Consider the following 21,636-nt stretch of genomic DNA (forward strand, 5'->3'; position numbering starts at 1 on the left):
CTTACCAGCGGCGCTCGAAACGGCGGCGCAGAATGACGGCGATGATGTTCATGGTCAGAAGGAAGACCAGCAGCACGATGATGCCCCCCCAGGCCTTTTCATAGAAGATCTGGTCGGCGCGGGCCGCCCAGGTGTAGATCTGCGCCGGCATGGCCGAGTTGCTGTCGAGGAAGCCGCTGGCGATCGTGTCCGGGTAGCGCAGGGCGACGAAGCCGACCATGCCGATCAGCAGCAGCGGCGCGGTTTCGCCCAAGGCCTGCGCCAGGCCGATGATCGTGCCGGTCAGGATGCCCGGCAGGGCAAGCGGCAGCACGTGGTGGAAGACCGACTGCATCTTCGAGGCCCCTACCCCAAGCGCCGCATCACGGATCGACGGCGGCACGGCGCGCAGCGAGGCGCGGGTCGAGATGATGATCGTCGGCAGGGTCATCAGCGTCAGCACCAGACCACCCACCAGAGGCGCGGAGCGCGGCAGGCCGGCGAACTGGATGAAGAAGGCCAGGCCCAGGATACCGAAGACGATCGAGGGCACTGCCGCCAGGTTCGAGATGTTCACCTCGATCAGGTCGGTGAAACGGTTCTTCGGCGCGAACTCCTCCAGGTAGATCGAGGCGGCGACACCGATGGGCAGCGACAGGGCCAGCACCACGAACATCATGTAGAACGAGCCCACCACCGAAACGCCGATCCCGGCCGCCACGGGGTTGTCGTCAGAGGCTTCGGCACCGGTCAGGAATTGCCAGTTGAACTCGCGCTTGATGATGCCCTCTTCCTGCATCCGGTCGGCCAGATCCAGGTCAGAGGGTGTCAGGAAGGTCGAATTGGCCTGGCCTTCGCGGGTGATGCGTCCCTTGAAGTAGCCGTCGACACGGCTGGCCGTCGGCAGCTCGAACGCCACGGTGGTGCCGATGGCGTCGGGGTTGGCGGTGTAGAAATTGCGCAGCATCGCGCCCGGGTTGCCGACGATCCGTTGGATGGCCTCGGGTTCCACGTCGCCCAGGACCTCGCCGAGTTCCGCGATCATCAGGTCGCGGTAGGCACCGGTCTTCAGCAGGGTGCTTTCGGCCTCGTCGATCTGTGCCTGTGTCAGGGTCAGCTCGACCTCGGCCACCGTGCGGGTGAAGGCCGGCAGGCCCTTCGACAGGATCGAATAAACCAGGAAGCACAGGAACAGCAGACCCAGCAGGATCGCGGTGATGCCATAGGCCTTGAACCGGCGTTCGGAGGCATTGCGGCGGCGGGTGCGCGGGCTGACGGTAAAGAGCGAAGATTTCGCCGTCTCGCTGCCCTGCCCCGGCTGCGGCGTATGGGATGCGGTTGCGTCGGTCATTAGTCGTACTGCTCCCGGTATTTGCGCACGATGTAGAGCGCGAAGACGTTAAGCGCGAGGGTGATGACGAAGAGCGTCATGCCGAGCGCGAAGGCGACCAGCGCCTGAGCCGAGGTGAAGTCCGCGTCGCCGGTCAGCTGGCTGACGATGCGGGTGGTGACGGTGGTCATCGCCTCGAAGGGGTTCATCGACAGCCGGGCTGCGGCCCCTGCCCCCAGCACCACGATCATCGTCTCGCCGATGGCCCGCGAGGCCGCCAGAAGGATGGCGCCGACGATGCCGGGCAGTGCGGCGGGCATGACCACCTGCTTGATGGTTTCCGACGGCGTGGCGCCCAGGCCGAGGGAGCCGTCGCGCATCGCCTGCGGCACCGCGTTGATGATGTCGTCCGACAGCGAGCTGACGAAGGGGATCAACATGATGCCCATGACGACGCCCGCGGTGATGACGGCGGTGGCGCCCGACATCCAGTCGACCCCGAAAGTTCCGCCCGAGCCGAAGACCCGCAGCAGGAAGGGCCCGACGGTCAGCAGCGCGAAGAGGCCGTAGACGATGGTCGGGATCCCGGCCAGGACCTCCAGCGCGGGCTTGGCGAAGCTGCGCACGGCCGGGCTGGCGTATTCACTGAGGTAGATGGCCGCGAAGAGGCCGATCGGCACAGCGACGATCAGCGCGATCACCGAGATGTAGAGCGTGCCCCACAGCAGCGGCAACACGCCGAGCTGGCTGGTGCCGTTCCAGCGGGTGCCGAAGAAGAAATCGGTCGCCGGGTAGAGACGGAAGAATTCGACCGTGTTGACGATCATCGACAGGACGATGCCCACGGTGGTCAGGATGGCGATCGAGGCCGCGGCGATCAGCAGCGCCATCGTGACGCGCTCGACCGCAATGCGCGCCCGGAATACGGCGGAGGTGCGCACGAAGGCAAAGGCCGTGCCCAGCACCGAAAGCGCGATGACCAGCACCGTCTTCAGCAGGTTGCCCGTCTGCGCCATGGCGACGAAACGCTGCGCCGCATCCAGGTCGCGTGGCGTCACGTCCGAGCCGACGGCGACGCCCATCTCGCCCAGAAGCGGCCGCACGTCGGTGACATCGGCGCGCATGTCCATCACCTCGTCCAGGTCCAGCCGGCCGCTTTCGATGGCCAGTTCCAGACCCGTCGCGATCCGGCGCACATCGGTCATGGCCAGGCTCAACTGGCCGTCGCTCAGCTCCTGATCGGCCTCGATGATATGGGTGACCGAGGACTGGATCACCAGCGGCTGGAACGCGGTCCACAGGGCCAGGACCACCAGCGAGGGGATCAGACCGGCCAGCATCGCGTTCGTGCCGTAGAAACTGGGAAGGGAATGAAGGTTTCGGATGTCGCCCTGTCCGGACGAGAGCGCACGCTGGCGAGCTCCGACGAAGCCCATGACGGCGACGACGCCGATAATGATGAGGATCCAGAGATTTGGCATGGAAGCTTTCGCGACTGTAGGGCGGAAAAGAAACGTCTCGGGAAGGAAAACGGGTGGCGCCGTGGCGCCACCCGCGCTGTCATGAAACCCGGGGGTTTACATGGTTTCTTCGTTCTCGATCATCGACTGGGTGCCGGCCAGCTCGGGGTCGGGCACCAGGCCGTAGTTGGCCAGCGGGCCGCCGGGGCCAGCGATCTCGTCAGCCATGAAGAACTGGGCGTATTCCTTCACGCCGGGGATCACGCCGATGTGGGCCTTCTTGACGTAGAAGTACAGCGGACGCGACACCGGGTATTCGCCCGAGGCGATGGTCTCGGTCGAGGGAGCAACGCCGCCCATGGTCGCGACCTTCAGGGTGTCGGTGTTGTTCTCGTAGAAGGCCAGGCCGAAGACGCCGACACCGTTCGGGTTGGAGCTGATGCGCGCCAGGGTCTCGGTGTAGTCGCCGTCGATGTCGACGGAGACGCCGTCGGTGCGGACGGCCATGCAGGCGTCTTCCGCGTCATCTTCGGACATGCCGTGCTCGACGAAGGCTTCCATCGCGCCGGTGGCTTCGCAGCCGGCGGCCAGGACGTTCTCTTCGAAGACTTCACGGGTGCCGTGACGGGTGCCCGGGATGAAGGTCAGGATCTCTGCTTCGGGCAGGTCCGGGTTCACTTCGTTCCAGGTGGTGTAGGGGTTGTCGACCACTTCGCCGTCGACGACGACCTGGGCGGCAATGGCCTTGAACCAGTCGGCCGGCTCGAAGGCGGTGAACTCGGGACCGTCGATCTGGCTGGCGAAGACGATGCCGTCATAGCCGATGCGGACCTGCATGATCTCGTCCACGCCGTTGGCGGCACAGGTTTCGATCTCGCTGTCGCGGATGGCGCGCGAGGCGTTGGCGACGTCGATGGTGCCTTCGCCGACGCCTTCGCAGAAGCGGGCCAGGCCGGTCGAGGAGCCGCCGGATTCGACGACGGGGGTCGGGAAGTCGGTGTTCTCGCCGAACAGCTCGGCAACGATCGACGCGTAGGGCAGGACGGTGGACGAACCGGCAACCTGCACGGTGTCACGCGACTGGGCGGCGGCGCCGGCGGCGGAAACGGCTGCGACGGCCAGGGCCGAAGCGGTCAGTTTCATGAAGGACATGGAATGCTCCTGTTATCTGAGAGACCGCCATCCCCCGGCGGCCTTGGCCCCCCTGCTAGAGACCGGGCACGATGCTTTTGCGACAATCACGTAACAGTTTAATGACAGTCATTGTCCTTGTGCGGAGGGACCTTAGCGCCACGGCGCGCGGCGATGCCCACGGAAAGTAGACAACTGCCTGCGGTTGTTGGGAAATCGTTAGGAAAACGTAACAGTGCGGGTCAGTCGACCGGCAGCAGGATGCGGATCGAGGTCCCCTCGCCCAGGGTCGAGGAAATCCGCATGCGGCCCCGGTGCCGTGTCACAATGTGCTTCACGATGGCCAGGCCCAGCCCGGTACCGCCCATTTCACGCGATCGGTGGCTGTCCACACGGTAGAATCGCTCGGTGAGTCGCGGGATGTGGATCTCGTCGATGCCGGGGCCGTAGTCCCGCACGACCAGCGCAACGCCCTGCCCCTGCAGTTCGGGCATCTCCCCCGGGGCGCTCAGGCCCAAGCTGACCCGTTTGCCCGACCGGCCGTACTTGATGGCGTTCTCGACCAGGTTGGTCAGCACCTGGCGCAGCTGGTCCGGGTCCCCCTGCACATGGATCTCCGGCACGGCAGTCTCGATCTCTATCTCGACCTCGGCATCCCGTGCCAGCGGCGCCAGAGCCCCGGCGACCGATCGCATCAATCCGGCCAGCTCGACCCGTTCCGTGGGCCGCATCCGGGCCTCGCCCTCGACCTGGCTCAGCGACAGCAGGTCCTTCACCAGCCGTTCCATCCGGCCCGCCTCGCGCGCCATGATCTCCAGGAACCGTTCCCGGGCATTGGCGTCGTCCTTTGCCGGGCCGCGCAGCGTCTCGATGAAGCCGATCAGCGCGGTCAGCGGCGTGCGCAATTCATGGCTGACATTGGCGACGAAATCGCGCCGCATCTGTTCGGCCTGGGTCAGCATGGTGACATCCTGGAACACCACCACCGCGCCCTGCCCAAGGGGGGTGTCGACATAGGAACAGGTCACCTCGAAGGTGCTCTCCGTTCCGCGCCGGGTCGACAGGTATTGCGTCTTGTGGACCTGCCGGTCGGCCAGGCAATGCTCCACCGCGTCCAGCACGTTGGGCTGGCGGATCACGGTGATGAAATGCCGCCCCGAGACCGCGGGCCCGAACAGCGCCGTCGTCATCGGGTTGGCGGCGATGATGCGTTCGCCCCGCCCCACCAGAAGGGCCGGCAGGGGAATGGCGCTCAGCAGCGCGGTGATCGAATGTTCGGTCATGGAGGTGTCCGCGTCCCGTTCGGGCCCACGGTCTCTGGCTGGGACAGGAAGCGCGTCCGCGACGGTCCGCGGGCGCGCGGTTCTCCGAGCCGCCCGCGGGCGGCCGACAGGTTACAGGGCGCGCAGCCCGTCGCGGTAGCGCCGCGCGTTTTCCTGGTAGTGCAGCGCCGAGGCCGCGAGCCGCTGTTCCCACTCCGGGCCCAACTCCTTCACCACCTTGCCGGGCGCGCCCAGCACCATGGAGTTGTCGGGGATCTCCTTGCCTTCGGTCACCAGGGCCCCTGCCCCGATCAGGCAGTTCTTGCCGATCCTGGCGCCGTTGAGCACCGTGGCGCCCATGCCGATCAGGCTGTTCTCGCCGATGGTGCAGCCGTGCAGCATGGCCTTGTGGCCCACCGTCACGTTGGCGCCGATCACCAGCGGGAAACCCATGTCGGTGTGGCAGACCACGTTTTCCTGCACGTTGGCCCCTTCGCAGACGCGAATTTCCTCGTTGTCACCGCGCAGGGTGACACCGAACCAGACGGAGCTGTCGACCTCCAGCACGCATTTGCCGATGACATTGGCGTCCGGCGCCACCCAGGCACTTTCGGCGATCAGCGGCGCCACGCCATCCAGGGAATAGATCGTCATGCCTTGCTCTCCTCCTCGTATTCGGCGTTCAGCTGGCGCACCACCTCCACGACGCCGGGCTGCTGGCTCAGCCGCAGCCGTTCGGCGCTGATGATCGTGCGCAGCCGGTCCTCGGTCTCGTCCAGGTTGTCGTTGACCAGAACGTAATCGTATTCGGGCCAGTGGCTGATCTCGTCACGGCTTTGCGCCATGCGTTTCTCGATCACATCCGGCGCGTCCTGGGCGCGGCTGACCAGGCGCCGTTCCAGTTCCTTCATCGAGGGCGGCAGGATGAAGATCGACAGCACATGCTTGCCGAGGGCGGAGGCGCGGATCTGCTGGCCGCCCTGCCAGTCGATGTCGAACAGCAGGTCGCGCCCGGCATTGATCGCCTCTTCCACCGGGCCGCGGGGGCTGCCGTAGCTGTTGCCGAAGACGGTGGCATGTTCCAGCATCTGCCCCTCGTCCACCAGCCGCTGGAAATCCTCGTGGCTGTGGAAGAAGTAATGCAGCCCGTGTTCCTCACCGGGACGCGGCGCGCGCGTGGTGGCGGAGACGGAGAACCGGATGTTGCCGTCCCAGTCCAGCAGGCGGCGCGACAGGGTCGACTTGCCGGCCCCCGAGGGCGAGGAGATGATGATCAGAAGGCCACGCCGCTGTGTCATGTCGGGATCTTTCCAGGTCGCAGGTCGGGTCGTTCAAGCGTTAAGCAGGTTTCGCGGCGCCGGGCAACCCGCGCGGCCCCGTCAGGGTCGGCCAGCCCCCCTGCCCCTTACTCGATGTTCTGTACCTGCTCGCGCATCTGGTCGATCAGCGTCTTCAGCTCCAGCCCGACGGCGGTCAGACCCTTGTCCTGCGCCTTGGAACACAGGGTATTGGCCTCGCGGTTGAATTCCTGCGCCAGGAAATCAAGCTTCCGGCCGACCGCGCCGGGCTCATCCAGCAGGTCGCGCGCCGCGTCGACATGGGCGCGCAGGCGGTCCAGCTCCTCGGTGACGTCGGATTTAATGGCGATCAACGCCAGTTCCTGCGCGATCCGGTCCGCGTCCTGCCCCGGCGCGCCCTCCAGAACCCGGGCCATCGCGCTGCGCAGCGCCTCGGCCTGACGCGGGCTGCGGGCCTCGGCGGCGGCTTCGGCGCGGTTGACCAGCCCCGCGATGGCGTCCAGCTGCCCGTTCAGGACCTCGGAGACCGCGGCGCCTTCGCTGCCGCGCATCGCCAGGAAGTCCGCCAGCAGCGGCTCGAAATCCGCCAGCAGGGCATCGCGCAGCGCCTCGCCGGCCTCCTCGGGCTGCGCGGCCTCCAGCACACCGCGCATCGCCAGCACATCGGCCGCGCTCGGCACGGCCAGGGTGATGCCGCGGGCCTCGGCCGCCGTCTCGACCTCATTCAGGGCCACGAGCATCGCGTCGAGCTGGCCACGGTTGACCTGCATGGCCCCACCCGTCTCTTCGCGCGTCAGCCGCAGATTCAGCGTCACCGACCCGCGCGCCAGCGCCGCGCCAAGGCGCGCGCGCAGCGCCGCCTCCAGCCCCGGCACCCAGTCCGGCAGGCGCAGCCGCAGATCCAGCCCCTTGGCATTGACCGACCGCAGCTCCCAGCTCCAGCCATGGCCGAGCCCCTGGCCCCGCCGGGCCGCAAACCCCGTCATCGAATATATCATCGCCCCGCCCCTTCGGTGTCGTCTGTCCCCATGCCCCGGCCAACCGGCCCCTGGGCGCACGCTGCGCTCGGCAGCGGTTAACCATTGCCTCAGAAAACAGGGAAAATTGCAATCAATTGTGGCATATTAATGGATACGTAACCTCTGTGAAGAATGCTTTAACCAAGCCAGTTCATTCCCGGGTCCGCCCGGGATCATCGCCCCGCACAGGCGGCCTCCGGGCCCTCCTGTGCCGCGCGGTGCACCGGCTTTGGCGCTCAAACTCTGATGGCGGAGGCTGCGATGACACAAGCTGGAGTTTCGAAATGCCACAGGACGGGGACGGCAGCACCGTCATCACCATGGCGGGCTACGTAGACGCGGCCCGCTTCAACGCCGTGCAGGAGGTCGAGGCCTACTGGGAGGCCATTCGCGCCGGGCGCCTGGTCCCGCGCCGGTCCGACATCGACCCGCGCGGCATCGAACGGGCCCTGGAATACGCCTTCATCCTGGAACGGGTGGCCCCGGGCATCGCGCGGATGCGCATCGCCGGGTCGCACCTGTCCGATCTGATGGGCATGGAGGTGCGCGGCATGCCGCTTTCGGCCTTCATGACGCCCCAGGGGCGCAACCAGCTGGGCGAGATCCTGGAAGAGGTCTTCGACAGCCCGGCGCGGGCGGTGGTCGACCTGCATGCGGAACGCGGCATCGGCAAGCCGGAGATCGCCGCGCGGCTGGTCCTGTTGCCGATGAAAAGCGATCTCGGGGACATTTCCCGCGTGCTGGGCTGCCTGGCCACCAATGGCGAGATTGGGCGCGCCCCGCGCCGCTTCGACATTACCGCCAGCCAGGTGACGCCGCTTCTGGGCGACTTCATGCGCCCGCCCGAAGAAGATCCGCGCGAGGAGCAGGCGCCCGAGACGACCGGCACCCGCCCCGAACCGACGACGACATACCCCGGCCTGCAGGAGCCTTCCGCGCGCTACATCCCGGCTCCGGCCGGTCCGTCGGGACAGGGCGATCGGCCGCGACGGGCGCCGAAGATGAAGCCCGGTCCACGCCCCTACCTGCGCGTCGTTCAGGACGACTGACCGCGCACAAAGAGACGGATCCCGTGACATCCTCCGATGGATGCGGCGCTCCATGAGAAAAGCCGCCGAGGGGTCCCCCGGCGGCTTTCGTGTTCACAGATGCGCCGCAGTGGCGGTTCAGCCGCTGGCCGCCATGCGGGTTTCGCGCAGGCTGACCAGCTCTTCGGCCACCATGAAGGCCAGTTCCAGGGCCTGGGTCGCGTTCAGGCGCGGATCGCAGGCGGTGTGGTAGCGGTCGCTCAGGTTCTCTTCCGACACGGCATAGACGCCACCGGTGCATTCGGTCACGTCGTTGCCCGTCATCTCGAAATGCACGCCGGCGGGGATGGTGCCGTGATCGCGATGGACTGCGAAGAACTCCTGCACCTCGGCCAGAACGGTGTGCACCTGGCGGGTCTTGTAGCCGGTGTTCGACTTGATCGTGTTGCCATGCATCGGGTCGCAGACCCAGACCACGTTGGCGCCTTCGGCCTTCACCGTCTCGATCAGGCGCGGCAGATGTTCCGCCACCTTGCCGGCCCCGAAGCGCGCGATCAAGGTCAGGCGTCCCATCTCGTTGTTCGGGTTCAGCTTGCGCATCAGCTCCTTCAGGTCCTCGGAGGTGGTCGATGGACCGCACTTCAGCCCGATCGGGTTCAGCACGCCGCGGCAGAATTCGACGTGGGCGCCATCCACCTGGCGGGTGCGGTCACCGATCCAGATCATGTGGCCCGAACCTGCCAGCCATTTTCCGGAGGTCGAATCCATCCGGCACAGCGCCTCCTCATACTCCAGCAGCAGCGCCTCGTGGCTGGTGTAGAATTCCACCTGGCTCAGCGTGTGCGCGCTTTCGGGGGTGACCCCGGCCGCCTTGATGAAGTCGAGCGTGTCGCCGATCCGGTTCGCCATGTCGCGGAATTTCTCCGCCTTGTCGGAGGCGGTGAAGCCCAAGGTCCACTGGTGGACCGAGTTCACGTCGGCATAGCCCCCGGTCGAGAAGGCGCGCAGCAGGTTCAGCGTGGCGGCCGCCTGGGTGTAGGCCTGCAGCATCTTCTGCGGGTTCGGCACGCGGGCCTCGGCCGTGAAGGGCAGATCGTTGATGATGTCACCGCGGTAGCTGGGCAGTTCGACGCCGTCCACCGTCTCGGTCGGGGCGGAACGCGGCTTGGCGAACTGGCCCGCCATCCGGCCGACCTTCACCACCGGCACCTTGGCGCCGTAGGTCAGCACCATGGCCATCTGCAGCATCACCTTGAAGGTGTCGCGAATGCTGTCCGCGCTGAACTGGTCGAAGCTCTCGGCGCAGTCGCCGCCCTGCAACAGGAAGGCCTCGCCGCGCCCTGCGGCGCCCAGCTCTTCGCGAAGACGGCGCGCTTCGCCCGCAAAGACGAGGGGCGGATACTTCGAAAGCTGGCCTTCGACGGCATGCAGCGCTTCCTGATCCTGATAGTCAGGCATCTGCACCCGCGGCTTGTTGCGCCAATCGGACTTCTGCCAGGTCCCCATCTTATCCTCCGGGTTTACAGCTTCTTGAGGGGTCAAGCCTATAGCGGCTTGGACCCCAAAGAGCCACAATTCTTTTGCGACGCTTGACGTCGCGCCCCGGCTCTGCGCTTCATTATCCCCACTTCGGTGCGGCCCCTCACCGCCCGGATCGCAAAAGACCACGTCAGCCAAGTCAGGTTCGCCCATGCCGGAGCCCCGCCCCCCGCTCTCTTCGGCCCCCACAGCCGCCCCGCGCCAACGTCGCTTCATCTTTGTCCTGCTGGACCAGTTCACCCTGTTGTCCTTCTCCTCGGCCCTGGAATGCCTGCGGATCGCCAACCGCATGTCGGGCCAGTCGCTTTATGCCTGGACGCTGCAAAGCGAGGATGGTGAGGCGGTGACCTGTTCGGGCGGCGTCTCCTTCAATGTCGACGGCCCCCTGGGCGAGGTCGGTCGCGAGGATTTCGTGATGATCTGCGGCGGCATCGGCGTGAAGGAGAAGACCACCAAGAAGTTGATGAACTGGCTGCGCCGCGAATCCCGCAAGGGGGCAGCGATCGGCGGCCTCTGCACCGCCGCCCATGTCCTGGCCAAGGCCGGGCTGCTCGATGGCAAGCGCGCCACGACGCACTGGGAAAACCACGACGGCTTCGCCGAAGAGTTCCACGAGGTGACGCTGACCAAGTCGGTCTTCGTGATCGACGGGAACCGGATGACGACGGCCGGCGGCACCTCGTCAATCGACCTGATGCTGAAACTGATCGCGGACCAGCAGGGCGAGGATCTGGCCAATGCCGTGGCCGACCAGCTGATCTACTCCTCGATCCGCACCGACCAGGACACGCAGCGCTTGTCGGTGCCGACGCGGATCGGGGTGCGCCATCCCAAGCTCAGCCAGGTGATCCAGATGATGGAGGCCAATATCGAGGAGCCGATCAGCCCCGCGATCCTGGCCAAGGAGGTGGGCATGTCGACCCGCCAGCTGGAACGCCTGTTTCGCCGTTACCTGAACCGCTCGCCCAAGCGCTACTACATGGAGCTGCGCCTGTCGAAGGCGCGCAACCTGTTGATGCAGACGGATATGTCGGTGATCAATGTGGCGCTGTCCTGCGGCTTCGCCTCGCCGTCGCATTTCTCCAAATGCTACCGGGCGCAGTACCAGACGACCCCCTACCGCGAACGCGGCACCCAGGGCACGCGGCTGTCGATCTGACACCGGTGGGGCCGCGCAGGCCTCAGTCTACAGCGCCCTTCCGGTTCAAACGATAGTCCAGCTTGGCCCGCGTGAGGCCAAGCAGCCGGGCGGCGGCGGAGGTATTGCCCCCGGCCTCCTCCAGCGCATGCCGCTCAAGGGCCGAGACAACCTGATCCAGCGTCAGGCCGTCCTGCAAAAGCGGGCGCAGCTCCTCCCAGAGCGGCGCGACCCGGGCCGCGCCCTGTTCACCTGCCGCTCCCGCCTGTTCCGTGACGCTCGGCGCCGCGTCATCCGTGGCCGCCCGCAGGTCTGCCGCCGTGATCCGGCCCGGCGTCTGCGCCAGCATGGCGGCGCGCAGCACCGTGCTCTCCAGCTGCGGCAGGTTGCCGGGCCAGGGCCGCGCCTTCAGGGTCGCGCGGGCTTCTTCCTCGATGACCGGGGCGGCGGCCGAGCGGCGCTGCGCCGTCCGCGCCAGGAAAGCGTCGGCCAGGGGCACCACATCTTCGGGCCGGTTGGCCAGCGGGCGCAGGGCCACATGGGCCACCGACAGGGCAAACAGCAATTCCGCGCGCAGCCCGCCCTGCCCCTGCAAACGCGACAGCGGCAGGGTGGACAGGCCGACCAGCAGGACCTTCTCCGGTCGCGCCCGGGCGGTTTTCAGCAGGGCCAGAAGATCGACCTGCACCGGCTCGGGCAACGTCTCCAGCGCGTCGATGATCAGGACTTGCCCCCCCGCCGTACCCTTGGCGAGCGCCTGGGTGATCGCCTCCAGCACCCGGGGCAGCGTTGACGACGCGCCATGGACCCGATGGACCTCCGCCGTGCGAAATCGCTTTGCCGTCAGCCAGTTGGCCACCGCGAACCGGCCCGATCCGTCCGGCCCGGTGATCAGCGCGTTCAGTCCCTGTTCCGCGATCCGCTCCAACGTCGGGCGCAGGGGGGCGACGATCAGGTCCTCGGCGCGCGCGGCGGGCCCGGGGGCATCGTCGGCCTCGATCCGGGGCAGGCTCTCCGCCCGGGTGACCAGCACCTCCTCCAGGAACATCCGCACGAAGGGATCGTCGCGCCCCCAGTCGTCGACCGTCTTGCCCACCACCCGACAGGACTTGTCGCCCATGGCCGCACAGCTGACCTCCTTGTAGAGGATCAGCTTGCGGAAGAAGACGCTGGCATAGCCGGCGGCATAGCCCGTCTGGGCCCAGCACACGGGCTTCGTCGCTCGCCCGTGGCGACGCGAATACTCGGTCGCCTCCACCGAGTCATGCCACAGGAAATCCCCGGAAAACCGGTCGTTGCGGAAGTCGAAGTCGTTGTGCAGCGTCTCCACCCGCACGGTGCCGGTGACCATGTGCAGCCGCGTCCCGGCGGTGAAGGCATCACCGATGTCCAGGTTCGGCCAGGCGCGGCGAACGAACTCCGCATCCTCCCGCCCGCTGCGGTAACCCAGGCGCAGCAGCAGCACCATCGCCTCCCGCTCGCCGAAGCGACGGATCAACTCGTCCTGAAGATCCGCCCCGAAGGTCGCCCGCGACAGAACCATCCGCGCGCCGTTCAGTTCGATGCTGCCGCGCGTCGGACTGAAGGTCATCTTGTCCAGCATGTCCGCCAGGGTCGGTCGCCCGCCCCGGTCCAGCAGGCTCAGTTCATCGCGTGAGATTCTCATGCCCGTAGTTAATCATATGATGCAGCCATTTCAGCAAATGATTGAGCCGCGATGCAGAGAAACCGACCCCATGACCGGACAGACAGGAGACTTCTCAAGGAAATTTCGCCCTGTTACGTCGCGGAAATAAAGGCCCTGACCAGGTACGCTGCCACGCAGCATGAAAAAAAGATTTTGACGGGATACAGCTATCGGCGGCCTCCTTGGTGCCGCCCCTGAAACCGGGGCAAAGGGAGGATCACATGACCAAGCAAGACCTGATTACCAAGCTGCCCGATGAGCCCCACGAAGCGATGATCAACCGCTTCGGCAAGGAGGGCGCCTTCATCCCCGGCGACGACAAGAACAACCCCTGGGTGCCCTTCGGCGAGGCCGCAGCGATTAAGCACCTGGCCTTCGACATCCGCCAGAACTCGGCCGCCAACATCCTGTGGGTGAAGGGCGGCGGGCGCATCGGCACCCACAAGCACCGCGGCGTCGTCTCCGCCGTGACGCTGGAAGGGTCCTGGGGCTATTACGAATACGACTGGGTCGCCCGCCCCGGCGATTTCGTCTACGAGCTGCCGGGCACGGCCCACACCCTCTATTCCGACGATCCCAACGGCATGAAGGCGCTGTTCTGGCTCAATGGCGCGATCGAGTTCTACGACGACGACGCCAACTATGACTTCACCGCCGACGTCTTCTGGTTCATCGACCACTACGTCAGCTACTGCGAAGCCAACAACATCCCGATCAACAACGACATGTTCATGTGAGCCGGACCGGGGCACATGAGGGAGGAGAGCATGTCGCTAGACAGGATGTTCGACGTGACGGGAAAGTCCGTCATCGTCACCGGCGCCGCCTATGGCCTGGGCCGCGCCTATGCGGAGATCATGGCCAGCCGGGGGGCCGATGTCACCCTGCTGGACATCAACGGCGATCAGCTGGACCGGACCGTCGGTGAGATCCGCGAGAGTGGCATCGCGGGCCAGGTAGCGGGCGCCGTGGTCGACGTGACCGACCGCACCGCGCTGGCCGACGCCTTCGACGCGGTGGCGGCGCGCCAGGGGGGCATCGACGTGGTCTTTGCCAACGCCGGCGTCGACGCGGGCCCCGGGTTCCTGACCCCAGAGGGGCAGCGGAACCCGGAAGGACAGATCGACGCGTTGGACGATGCCCATTGGGACAAGGTGATCGGGGTCAACCTGACCTCGATCTACAACACCATGAAGCTGGCCGCGCGGCACATGAAGGCGCAGGGGCGCGGCGGGTCGATCATCGCCACCTCGTCCATTGCGGCCTTCTACGTCGATGGCATCGTCGGTACCCCCTACATGCCCGCCAAGGCCGGCGTCAGCCACCTGGTCAAGCAGCTGGCGATGGAGCTGGGCCGCTTCCAGATCCGCGTCAACGCGATCTGCCCCGGCCCCTTCATCACCAATATCGCCGGCGGTCGCATGGCCAATGTCGAGGACCGGCAGGCCTTCATCCGCTGGTCTTGCCTGGGCCGCGTGGCCGAGACCGACGAGATCAAGCCGCTGGCGCTTTACCTGGCCTCGCAGGCCTCGGGCTATGTCACCGGATCGCAGATGGTGATCGACGGCGGCCTGATCCTGCGACCCGCCCAGGAAATCGACTGACAACGGGCCTGGCGGCACGCCGCCGCCAGCCGCGACCCGTCACGCCCCGGGCAGGAGGAGGCCCGCCGTGACGCCATCAGGGAGGAGAAGACCATGACACTGACCATCAATCCGAAGGACCATCTTGACCGCCGGAGCCTGCTGAAGGGCCTGGGCGCGGTCACCGCCGCCACCATCGCCCTGCCCCATGCGGCCCGGGCCCAGGGGGCCAAGACCATCAAGATCGGCGTCATCAGCCCGATGACCGGCCCGCTTTCGCTGTTCGGCGAGACCGACGAATACACCACCTCGAAGATCATGGAGCTGGTGGCCGACGGGCTGGAGATCAACGGCGAGACCTACAACATCGAGATCCTGCTGCGCGACGCCCAGTCGAACCCCAACCGGGCGGCCGAACTGGCGGGCGACCTGATCCTGAACGACGAGGTGGCGCTGATGCTGCCGGCCTCGACCACCGACATCAACAACCCCACGGCGGACCAGTGCGAGCTCTACGGCGTGCCCTGCATCTCGTCCAATTCCCCCTGGCAGGCCTTCGTCATGCCGCGCGGCGGCGGCGAGGCGCCGTTCAACTGGACCTACCATTTCTTCTGGGGGCTGGAGGACGTGCTGGGCACTTTCACCGGCATGTGGAAGTCGATCGAGACCAACGGCAAGGTCGGAATGCTGTTTCCCCGCAACGCCGATGGCGAGACCTGGGGCAACGAGGATTACGGCCTGCCCCCGGCGGTGCGCGAGGCAGGCTTTGAGGCCTTCGCGCCCTCGATGTTCGAGCCGCGCACCAACGACTTCTCGGCCCAGATCTCGACCTTCAAGGCCAATGACTGCGAGATAGTCGGCGGCATCACCTACGTCGCCGACCTGAAGACCTTCATCACCCAGTGCAAACAGCAGAACTACAAGCCGAAGGTGGTGACTGTGGCCGCCGCGCTGCTCTTCCCCTCGGGCATCGAGGCCATGGGCGAGTTGGGCGAGGGCATGTCGTCCGAGGTCTGGTGGACCCCCGCCTTCCCCTACACCTCCTCCCTCACCGGCCAGACCAGTCAGGAGATTGCTGACGCCTGGGAGGCCGAGACCGGCAAGCAGTGGACGCAACCCCTGGGCTATTCCCATGCCCTGTGGGAGGTGATCCTGGACACGCTGCAACGCTCTTCCGATCCGCTGGACCGCGAGGCCAACCGCGACGCGCTGGCGGCCACCAACCTGGACACGCTGGTTGGGCCGATCAGCTTTGCCGACGGGCCACACCCCAACGTCTGCAAGACGCCGATCTTCGGCGGCCAGTGGGTCGAGGGCGAGACCTGGCCCTTCGATCTGAAGATCGTCGACAACTCGCTCTATCCGGACGTGCTGGAGCCGGATGCGCAGATGAAGCCGCTTGACTGGTCGTGAGGGGCGGCATGTCTGAACAGGTGCTTTTGTCGGCCCGCGGCCTGACCAAGCGTTTCGGCGCCGTCACCGTGGTGGACGACGTGACCTTCGGCGTGGCCCGGGGCGAGGTCCTGGGGATCCTGGGGCCGAACGGCGCCGGCAAGACCACGCTATTCAACCTGATCAGCGGCGATCACGCCGCCAACGGCGGGGAGCTGTCACTGGACGGCTCCCCCCTGCGGGCCGAACCGCCGTTCCGGCGGTGCCAGCGGGGTATCGGGCGCACCTACCAGGTGCCCCAGCCCTTCGGCGAGATGACGGCCTTTGAAAACCTGATGGTCCCGGCGATGCTCAGCGCGAAGATGAAGGAGGCCGAGGCCTCCGATCACTGCGCCGAGATCCTGACCGATTGCGGGCTTCTGGCGCGGGCCAACACCCTGGCGGGCGGCCTGACCCTGCTGGATCGCAAGCGGCTGGAACTGGCCCGCGCGCTGGCCGGGCGGCCCAAGCTGCTGCTGCTGGACGAGATCGCGGGCGGTCTGACCGACGCCGAGGGCGCCGAACTGGTGGCGCTGATCCGCCGGGTCCGCGACCGCGGCGTGACCATCATCTGGATTGAACACGTTCTGCACGCCCTCATGGCGGTGGCCGACCGGGTTATGGTGCTGAACTTCGGCGTGAAGATCGCCGAAGGCACCCCCGACACCGTCATGCAGGACCCCGAAGTGCAGCGCGTCTACATGGGGATCGAGGCATGAGCACACCCATTCTGTCGACCCACGCCCTGACCGGCGGTTACGGCGATTTCCAGGCCCTTTTCGGGATCGACCTGGAGCTGCACGAGGGCGAGGTGATCTCGCTGATCGGGGCCAATGGCGCGGGCAAGTCGACCTTCCTGAAATCCGTCTTCGGCCTGCTGCCAGTGGCGCCCGAGATGGTGCGCTATGACGGCGCGGCCGTCGGCGGCACCCCGGCGCATCGCATGGTGCGGCGCGGCCTGGCCATGGTGCCCGAGGGGCGGCGCTTGTTCGTCGGCATGACAGTCGAGGAAAACATGCGCGTGGCCATCGACAACGCCCGCCTGCCCGAGGGCGAGGGCCAATGGACCCGCGAGCGGCTGTTCGAGCTGTTCCCGATCCTGGGCGAGAAACGCCGCCAGCCCATCGAGGACCTGTCGGGCGGGCAACAGCAGATGGTCGCCATCTCCCGCGCGCTGCTCTGCCAGCCGCGGGTCCTTCTGTGCGACGAGATCAGCCTGGGCCTCGCGCCGAAGGTGATCCGAGAGATCTACGCGATCCTGCCCGAGATCACCGCCGCCGGCACCTCCATCGTCCTGGTGGAGCAGGACGTGACCCTCGCCCGCGAGGCGTCGAACCGGCTCTACTGCATGCTCGAAGGGCGGATCACGCTGACCGGCGCCTCCAGTGACATTTCCCGCGACGATATCGCCGCGGCCTATTTCGGAGCGACAGATGCAGTGGCTTGATGCAATCATCCAGGGCGTCCTGCTGGGCGGCATGTACGCACAATACGCGCTTGGCATGGCGCTGATGTTCGGCGTGATGCGGATCGTGAACATCGCCCATGGCGACGTGATGATCCTGCTGTCGCTGATCGCCGTCTCGCTGGCCGGCGTGCTGCCCGTGGGCAATATCGGACTGATCGTGGTCATCGTGCCGATTGCCGTGGGTATCGGCTGGGCCCTTCAGACCTTCATCCTGAACCGCGTCGTGGGGGCCGACCCCCTGCCCTCGCTGATCGCCACCTTCGGGCTGTCCATCGCGTTGCAGAACCTGATGCTGGAGGTCTGGTCCGCCGACACCCGCAGCCTGCCCAATTCCGGCATCGCCAGCGAGTCCTTCCAGATCGGGCCGATCTATGTCGGCCTGCTGCCGGTGATCGTGCTGATCTGCGCCTTCGTGCTGACCGGCGGGCTGGACGCGGTGATGCGCTACACCCGCTTCGGGCGGGGGCTGCGCGCCGCCGCCGCCGACACCGAGGCCGCGGCCATGACCGGCGTCGATCCCAAACGGATCTATGCCACGGCCACCGCCATCGCGGTCGGCATCCTCGGCCTCGCCGCCGTCTTCGCCGCGCTGCGCGCCACCGTGTCGCCCTCGGACGGCTCAGCCCAGCTGATCTACGCCTTCGAGGCGGTGATCATCGGCGGCATGGGATCCATCTGGGGCGCCTTCCTGGGCTCGATGGTGCTGGGCGTGGCCCAGGCCATCGGGCTGCGGGTCGATCCCGGGCTGGGCATCCTCTTCGGGCACCTCGTCTTCCTTCTGGTCCTGGCGACGCGACCCGAAGGCATCATGGCACGCAAGAAATAGAGTCTGGACATGGAAACGATCAAACACATGCGCGTGGCCCGCGCCACGACCTCCAGCCGGATCGCGATGACCTTGGGGATCGTGGTGCTCGTCGCCCTTGTCGCCATGCCCTGGTGGGCCACCTCGGGCAACATCCGCTGGGCCATCGAGCTGTGCTGCTACATCGCCATCGCACAGATGTGGAACCTGCTGGCGGGCTACGCCGGGCTGGTCTCGGTCGGGCAACAAGCCTTCATCGGGGTGGCGGGTTACCTTCTGTTCGTGTTGGCACAGAACTTCGGCGTGAACCCCTTCGTCGCCGTCTTCCTGTCGCTGATCGCGCCCGCCGTGCTGGCGGTGCCGACCTACCTGCTACTGCGCCGCCTCGACGGGCCCTATTTCGCCATCGGCACCTGGGTGGTGGCCGAGGCGGTGCGCCTGGCGACCTCCAACATAGATTACGTGAACGCGGGCGCCGGGATGACCCTGAGGGTGATGACCCAGTACAGCCAGCATGAACGCGAGGTGGCCTTCGTCCTCCTCTGCGCCGTGCTGCTGCTGGCCACCATCGGCGGCAGCTACTGGCTTCTGCGTTCGCGTCACGGTCTGGCGCTGACAGCGATGCGCGACAACCCGGTGGCCGCGGCCAGCCAGGGGGTCAACGTGGGCCGCTTGCGGTTCTGCATCTTCGTGGCGGCGGCCGTGGGCACCGGTCTGGCCGGGGCGATCTACTACATGGCGCAGCTGCGGATCACCCCCGGCGCGGGCTTCGATCCCTTCTGGGCCTCCATGTCGATCTTCATCGTCATGGTGGGCGGCATCGGCTCCATCGAAGGGGCGATCCTGGGCGCGCTGATCTACTTCTTCGCCGACCGGCTCTTTGGCGAGTTCGGCTCCGCCTACCTGATCGTCCTGGGCCTTCTGACCCTCGTCATCGCCCTTTACGCCCGCGGCGGCGTCTGGGGCCTGTTGCAGAAACTGGGCGACCATCCCTGGTTCCCGGTGCGCCGCAAGCTGATCGTGGAGGAGTAAGCATGAAAGCCGCCGTTTTCGACCGTTTGGGCCAGCCCCTGCGCGTGGCCGATGTGGACACGCCCGAGGCCGGGCCGGGCCAGGTCCTGCTGAAGGTCTGCCGCTGCGGCATCTGCGGGTCAGACCTGCACATGACCGAGGATGCCACCTTCGGTCTGCAGGGCGGAGAGGTGATCGGGCATGAGTTCTCGGGCGAGGTGATCGACGTGGGCCGTGGCGTGCAGCACCTCAAACCCGGCGATCACGTCTCGGCGGCGCCGTTGCGAGGCTGCGGCAGCTGCCCGGCCTGTCAGCGGGGCGAGCCCGCCTGGTGCAGCCGGTTCGAGCTGATCGGCGGCGGCTACGCCGAATACGCCGCGCTGGACGAGATCCAGTGCCGCAAACTGCCCTGGGGGATCACAACGACCGACGGCGCCCTGGCCGAGCCGCTGGCGGTGGCCTTGCATGGCATCCTGCGCGCGGGGCTGCGGCCCGGCGCCCGGGTGCTGATCATGGGCGCCGGCGCCATCGGGCTGGCCGTCGCCTTCTGGGCCCGGCGCATGGGCGCGGCCCATGTGGTCGTCGCGGACCTGCACGACCACCAACGCGACCGGGCCATGGATCTGGGCGCCACCGGATTTGTCCTGTCGGGTGAGGACATGGCCCCCCGCGTGGCCGACGCCTGTGGCGGCACGCCGCCCGAGATCGTCTTTGAATGCGTGGGCAAGCCGGGGCTGATCGACCATTGCATCGACCTGGTGGCCCCGCGCGGCAAGGTCGTGGTGCTGGGCCTGTGCACCGCGCCGGATCATCTGGACAGTTTCCGCGCCATCTCGAAGGAGGTGGACATCGTCATGTCGGTCTTCTTCACCATGCCGGAGTTTGAAACCGCCATCCGGGCCCTCGACGGCGGGACCTATGCGCCGCAGCACCTGATCTCCTCTCAGGTGTCCCTGCAAGGGATGCCCGAGGCCTTCGAGGCGCTGCGCCGCCGGACCACCCAGTGCAAGGTCCTGGTCGATCCCGGGGCGCTGGCCTGACCAGCGCGGATCAGGCGGCCTGACGCGTCTCCAGATCCAGCAGCATCGTCGCCATGCCCTGGCGCCGCGACAGCTCCTCGTAGCCGGCGGACAGATAGGCGTTATGCGCCGGTGCATTGTCGACCTCGACCTTCAGGGTCAGGGTCAGCGCGCCCAGGTCCCGGGCCGCCTGCTCCACCCGCTCGGTCAGTTCCGCTGCGGCCCCGCCACGCGCCTCTTCGACGAGGTAGACATAGGTAAGGTGCCGCACCTCCGGCCCGACACCGACGCGCAGGGCGAAGAACCCCACGTCGCGCCCCGCCGCATCCTGCAGGTAGAAGGACACGTCGTCCTGCTCTCCCAGCCATTTCAGGCGCCATTCCCGTTCGTCGAAGGGCACCTTGGCATTGGGGTTGAGCAGGGGGATCTCGGCGTCCGGCAGCATCCCTGCCAGGGGCACCAGATCGACGTCGTAATTGCGGCGGAGTGTTAGGGACATGGGTCCTTCCTTCGGCTGGTCCCGGCGCCCGCGCGCCGGCGTGCATCATTCAACCCGCGCCCGTGCCATAGCCGCCCCCCGCGCGTCAACCGGACGCCGGCGTTCGGTCCGGCAGGTCCCGTTCCCGCCCACGGGGCGCACATTCTCTGGGCAGTCCGGGCCGTATCCCCGCGCCGCGTTCTGGCGAAGCCGGGGCAGCGAGGGCGATATGGCTCCCCGAGACACGCCATAGGTTGACCCTAGGGCAGTGGCAGGCGGTGCGATCACCAGGACCCGCGGGCCCCGGCCCCCAGGGTTCCGCTGCTGCCGAGCCTCGGCGGGTCGACCAGAGCCGCGCCGCCGCGGGAGGACGAGGTCGTGCGCGTCAGTGACCTGTCCATCGACGTGGCGCTGGCGGACCGTGCGCCGAGCGACCTGCTGCGCCAGGTGTCCTTCCAGACTTCCCAGAACTCTTGCGACGGCGCGCTGCAACTGCGCCACCGCTCGGGCGAGGTGATCGACGTGGCAGACCAGGACGAGGACAGTCTTCAGGCCTACGCCCTGTCCATCGACGGGCTGCGCCGTGTCGGAATCACCGATCCCGAACAGCGCGTCGATGCCTTCCCGCATGAGAACTCGGGCGGCATGAAACAGCGGGTGATGATCGCCAAGGCCCTCGTGCTGTCGCCCAGGCTGCTGATCGCGGATGACCCCACCACCGCGCTGGATGTGTCCATCCAGGCGCAGATCCTGAACCTGATCAGCCGCATCCGCGACAAGGTCGTCATCTCGATGCTGTTCATCAGCCACGACCTGTCGGTCGTGCGCTTCATCTCCGACCGGATCATCGTGCTCTACATGGGCCGGGTGATGGAGGTCGGGGTGGCCGATGACGTCTTCTTCGACCCCGCCCATCCCTACAGCCGGTCGCTGGTCGCCGCCGAACCCACCCTGGGCAAGGCGCGGTAGG

The 21,636-nt window shown here is 66.9% G+C and carries 21 protein-coding genes; 11 read left to right on the forward strand and 10 right to left on the reverse strand.

Annotation, left to right across the window (positions count from 1 at the left end; all coding sequences use genetic code 11):
- Position 1 precedes the first annotated feature (1 nt).
- The 7 genes from pstA to LC066_RS02215 all read right to left on the reverse strand — a co-directional run bounded on the left by pstA (position 2) and on the right by LC066_RS02215 (position 7,446).
- Positions 2 to 1,330, reverse strand: a complete 1,329-nt coding sequence (gene pstA / locus LC066_RS02185; RefSeq protein WP_224896346.1) for a phosphate ABC transporter permease PstA — start codon at positions 1,328 to 1,330, stop codon at positions 2 to 4.
- The gene (gene pstC / locus LC066_RS02190) at positions 1,330 to 2,790 is read right to left on the reverse strand and encodes a phosphate ABC transporter permease subunit PstC (RefSeq protein ID WP_224896347.1); all 1,461 of its coding nucleotides are present in this window, start codon (positions 2,788 to 2,790) and stop codon (positions 1,330 to 1,332) included. Before pstC ends, pstA begins: the two co-directional genes overlap by 1 nt.
- Before the next feature lie 96 nt (positions 2,791 to 2,886).
- Positions 2,887 to 3,921 (reverse strand): substrate-binding domain-containing protein, encoded by a 1,035-nt coding sequence (locus LC066_RS02195; RefSeq protein WP_224896348.1) that lies wholly within the window; start codon positions 3,919 to 3,921, stop codon positions 2,887 to 2,889.
- 221 nt (positions 3,922 to 4,142) lie between these two features.
- On the reverse strand, positions 4,143 to 5,183 hold the full coding sequence (locus LC066_RS02200; RefSeq protein ID WP_224896349.1) for an ATP-binding protein: 1,041 nt from the start codon (positions 5,181 to 5,183) through the stop codon (positions 4,143 to 4,145).
- A 111-nt stretch (positions 5,184 to 5,294) separates the two neighbouring features.
- Positions 5,295 to 5,816: a gamma carbonic anhydrase family protein gene (locus LC066_RS02205; RefSeq protein ID WP_222474461.1), complete on the reverse strand. Its 522-nt coding sequence runs from the start codon at positions 5,814 to 5,816 to the stop codon at positions 5,295 to 5,297.
- Positions 5,813 to 6,460 (reverse strand): guanylate kinase, encoded by a 648-nt coding sequence (gene gmk / locus LC066_RS02210; protein ID WP_224896350.1) that lies wholly within the window; start codon positions 6,458 to 6,460, stop codon positions 5,813 to 5,815. Before gmk ends, LC066_RS02205 begins: the two co-directional genes overlap by 4 nt.
- Positions 6,461 to 6,567: 107 nt before the next feature.
- Positions 6,568 to 7,446, reverse strand: coding sequence for a YicC/YloC family endoribonuclease (locus LC066_RS02215; RefSeq protein WP_263624946.1), 879 nt, complete (start codon positions 7,444 to 7,446; stop codon positions 6,568 to 6,570).
- Positions 7,447 to 7,763: 317 nt separating this feature from the next.
- On the opposite strand from LC066_RS02215, the gene LC066_RS02220 reads away from it, so the two are divergent.
- The gene (locus LC066_RS02220) at positions 7,764 to 8,528 is read left to right on the forward strand and encodes a PAS domain-containing protein (protein ID WP_318246699.1); all 765 of its coding nucleotides are present in this window, start codon (positions 7,764 to 7,766) and stop codon (positions 8,526 to 8,528) included.
- Positions 8,529 to 8,645: 117 nt separating this feature from the next.
- Here LC066_RS02220 and LC066_RS02225 read toward each other — a convergent pair whose 3' ends face one another.
- The gene (locus tag LC066_RS02225) at positions 8,646 to 10,013 is read right to left on the reverse strand and encodes a class II 3-deoxy-7-phosphoheptulonate synthase (protein ID WP_224896352.1); all 1,368 of its coding nucleotides are present in this window, start codon (positions 10,011 to 10,013) and stop codon (positions 8,646 to 8,648) included.
- 184 nt (positions 10,014 to 10,197) lie between these two features.
- Here LC066_RS02225 and LC066_RS02230 point away from each other — a divergent pair, with 184 nt between their 5' ends.
- The gene (locus tag LC066_RS02230; RefSeq protein WP_224896353.1) at positions 10,198 to 11,205 is read left to right on the forward strand and encodes a GlxA family transcriptional regulator; all 1,008 of its coding nucleotides are present in this window, start codon (positions 10,198 to 10,200) and stop codon (positions 11,203 to 11,205) included.
- Between the two features lie 22 nt (positions 11,206 to 11,227).
- On the opposite strand, the gene LC066_RS02235 is transcribed toward LC066_RS02230, so the two are convergent.
- Complete coding sequence (locus tag LC066_RS02235) at positions 11,228 to 12,850, reverse strand: XylR N-terminal domain-containing protein (protein ID WP_224896354.1); 1,623 nt, start codon at positions 12,848 to 12,850, stop codon at positions 11,228 to 11,230.
- A gap of 242 nt (positions 12,851 to 13,092) precedes the next feature.
- Between LC066_RS02235 and LC066_RS02240 the strand changes: the two genes are divergently transcribed.
- From LC066_RS02240 to LC066_RS02275, 8 genes are all read left to right on the forward strand, one after another.
- Positions 13,093 to 13,608, forward strand: a complete 516-nt coding sequence (locus LC066_RS02240; protein WP_222474468.1) for a 2,4'-dihydroxyacetophenone dioxygenase family protein — start codon at positions 13,093 to 13,095, stop codon at positions 13,606 to 13,608.
- Between the two features lie 30 nt (positions 13,609 to 13,638).
- Positions 13,639 to 14,475: an SDR family NAD(P)-dependent oxidoreductase gene (locus LC066_RS02245; protein WP_224896355.1), complete on the forward strand. Its 837-nt coding sequence runs from the start codon at positions 13,639 to 13,641 to the stop codon at positions 14,473 to 14,475.
- A gap of 93 nt (positions 14,476 to 14,568) precedes the next feature.
- Complete coding sequence (locus LC066_RS02250; protein WP_224896356.1) at positions 14,569 to 15,867, forward strand: ABC transporter substrate-binding protein; 1,299 nt, start codon at positions 14,569 to 14,571, stop codon at positions 15,865 to 15,867.
- Between the two features lie 8 nt (positions 15,868 to 15,875).
- Complete coding sequence (locus LC066_RS02255; protein WP_224896357.1) at positions 15,876 to 16,604, forward strand: ABC transporter ATP-binding protein; 729 nt, start codon at positions 15,876 to 15,878, stop codon at positions 16,602 to 16,604.
- Positions 16,601 to 17,332 carry an ABC transporter ATP-binding protein gene (locus LC066_RS02260; protein ID WP_224896358.1) on the forward strand — a complete coding sequence of 244 codons (732 nt, stop codon included), beginning with the start codon at positions 16,601 to 16,603 and terminating at the stop codon, positions 17,330 to 17,332. The genes LC066_RS02255 and LC066_RS02260 overlap by 4 nt, the downstream gene beginning before the upstream one ends.
- Positions 17,319 to 18,179, forward strand: coding sequence for a branched-chain amino acid ABC transporter permease (locus LC066_RS02265; RefSeq protein WP_222474472.1), 861 nt, complete (start codon positions 17,319 to 17,321; stop codon positions 18,177 to 18,179). Before LC066_RS02260 ends, LC066_RS02265 begins: the two co-directional genes overlap by 14 nt.
- Before the next feature lie 9 nt (positions 18,180 to 18,188).
- Entirely contained in the window at positions 18,189 to 19,190 is a 1,002-nt protein-coding gene (locus LC066_RS02270) for a branched-chain amino acid ABC transporter permease (RefSeq protein WP_224896359.1), read from the forward strand.
- 2 nt (positions 19,191 to 19,192) lie between these two features.
- Entirely contained in the window at positions 19,193 to 20,209 is a 1,017-nt protein-coding gene (locus tag LC066_RS02275; RefSeq protein WP_224896360.1) for a zinc-dependent alcohol dehydrogenase, read from the forward strand.
- Between the two features lie 10 nt (positions 20,210 to 20,219).
- Here LC066_RS02275 and LC066_RS02280 read toward each other — a convergent pair whose 3' ends face one another.
- Positions 20,220 to 20,687 (reverse strand): GNAT family N-acetyltransferase, encoded by a 468-nt coding sequence (locus LC066_RS02280; protein ID WP_224896361.1) that lies wholly within the window; start codon positions 20,685 to 20,687, stop codon positions 20,220 to 20,222.
- Positions 20,688 to 21,044: 357 nt separating this feature from the next.
- Here LC066_RS02280 and LC066_RS02285 point away from each other — a divergent pair, with 357 nt between their 5' ends.
- The gene (locus LC066_RS02285) at positions 21,045 to 21,635 is read left to right on the forward strand and encodes an ATP-binding cassette domain-containing protein (protein ID WP_224896362.1); all 591 of its coding nucleotides are present in this window, start codon (positions 21,045 to 21,047) and stop codon (positions 21,633 to 21,635) included.
- Position 21,636 lies beyond the last annotated feature (1 nt).

The organism is Pseudooceanicola marinus (assembly GCF_020177265.1).
In the GTDB taxonomy this organism is placed as follows: Bacteria; Pseudomonadota; Alphaproteobacteria; order Rhodobacterales; family Rhodobacteraceae; genus Pseudooceanicola; species Pseudooceanicola marinus_A.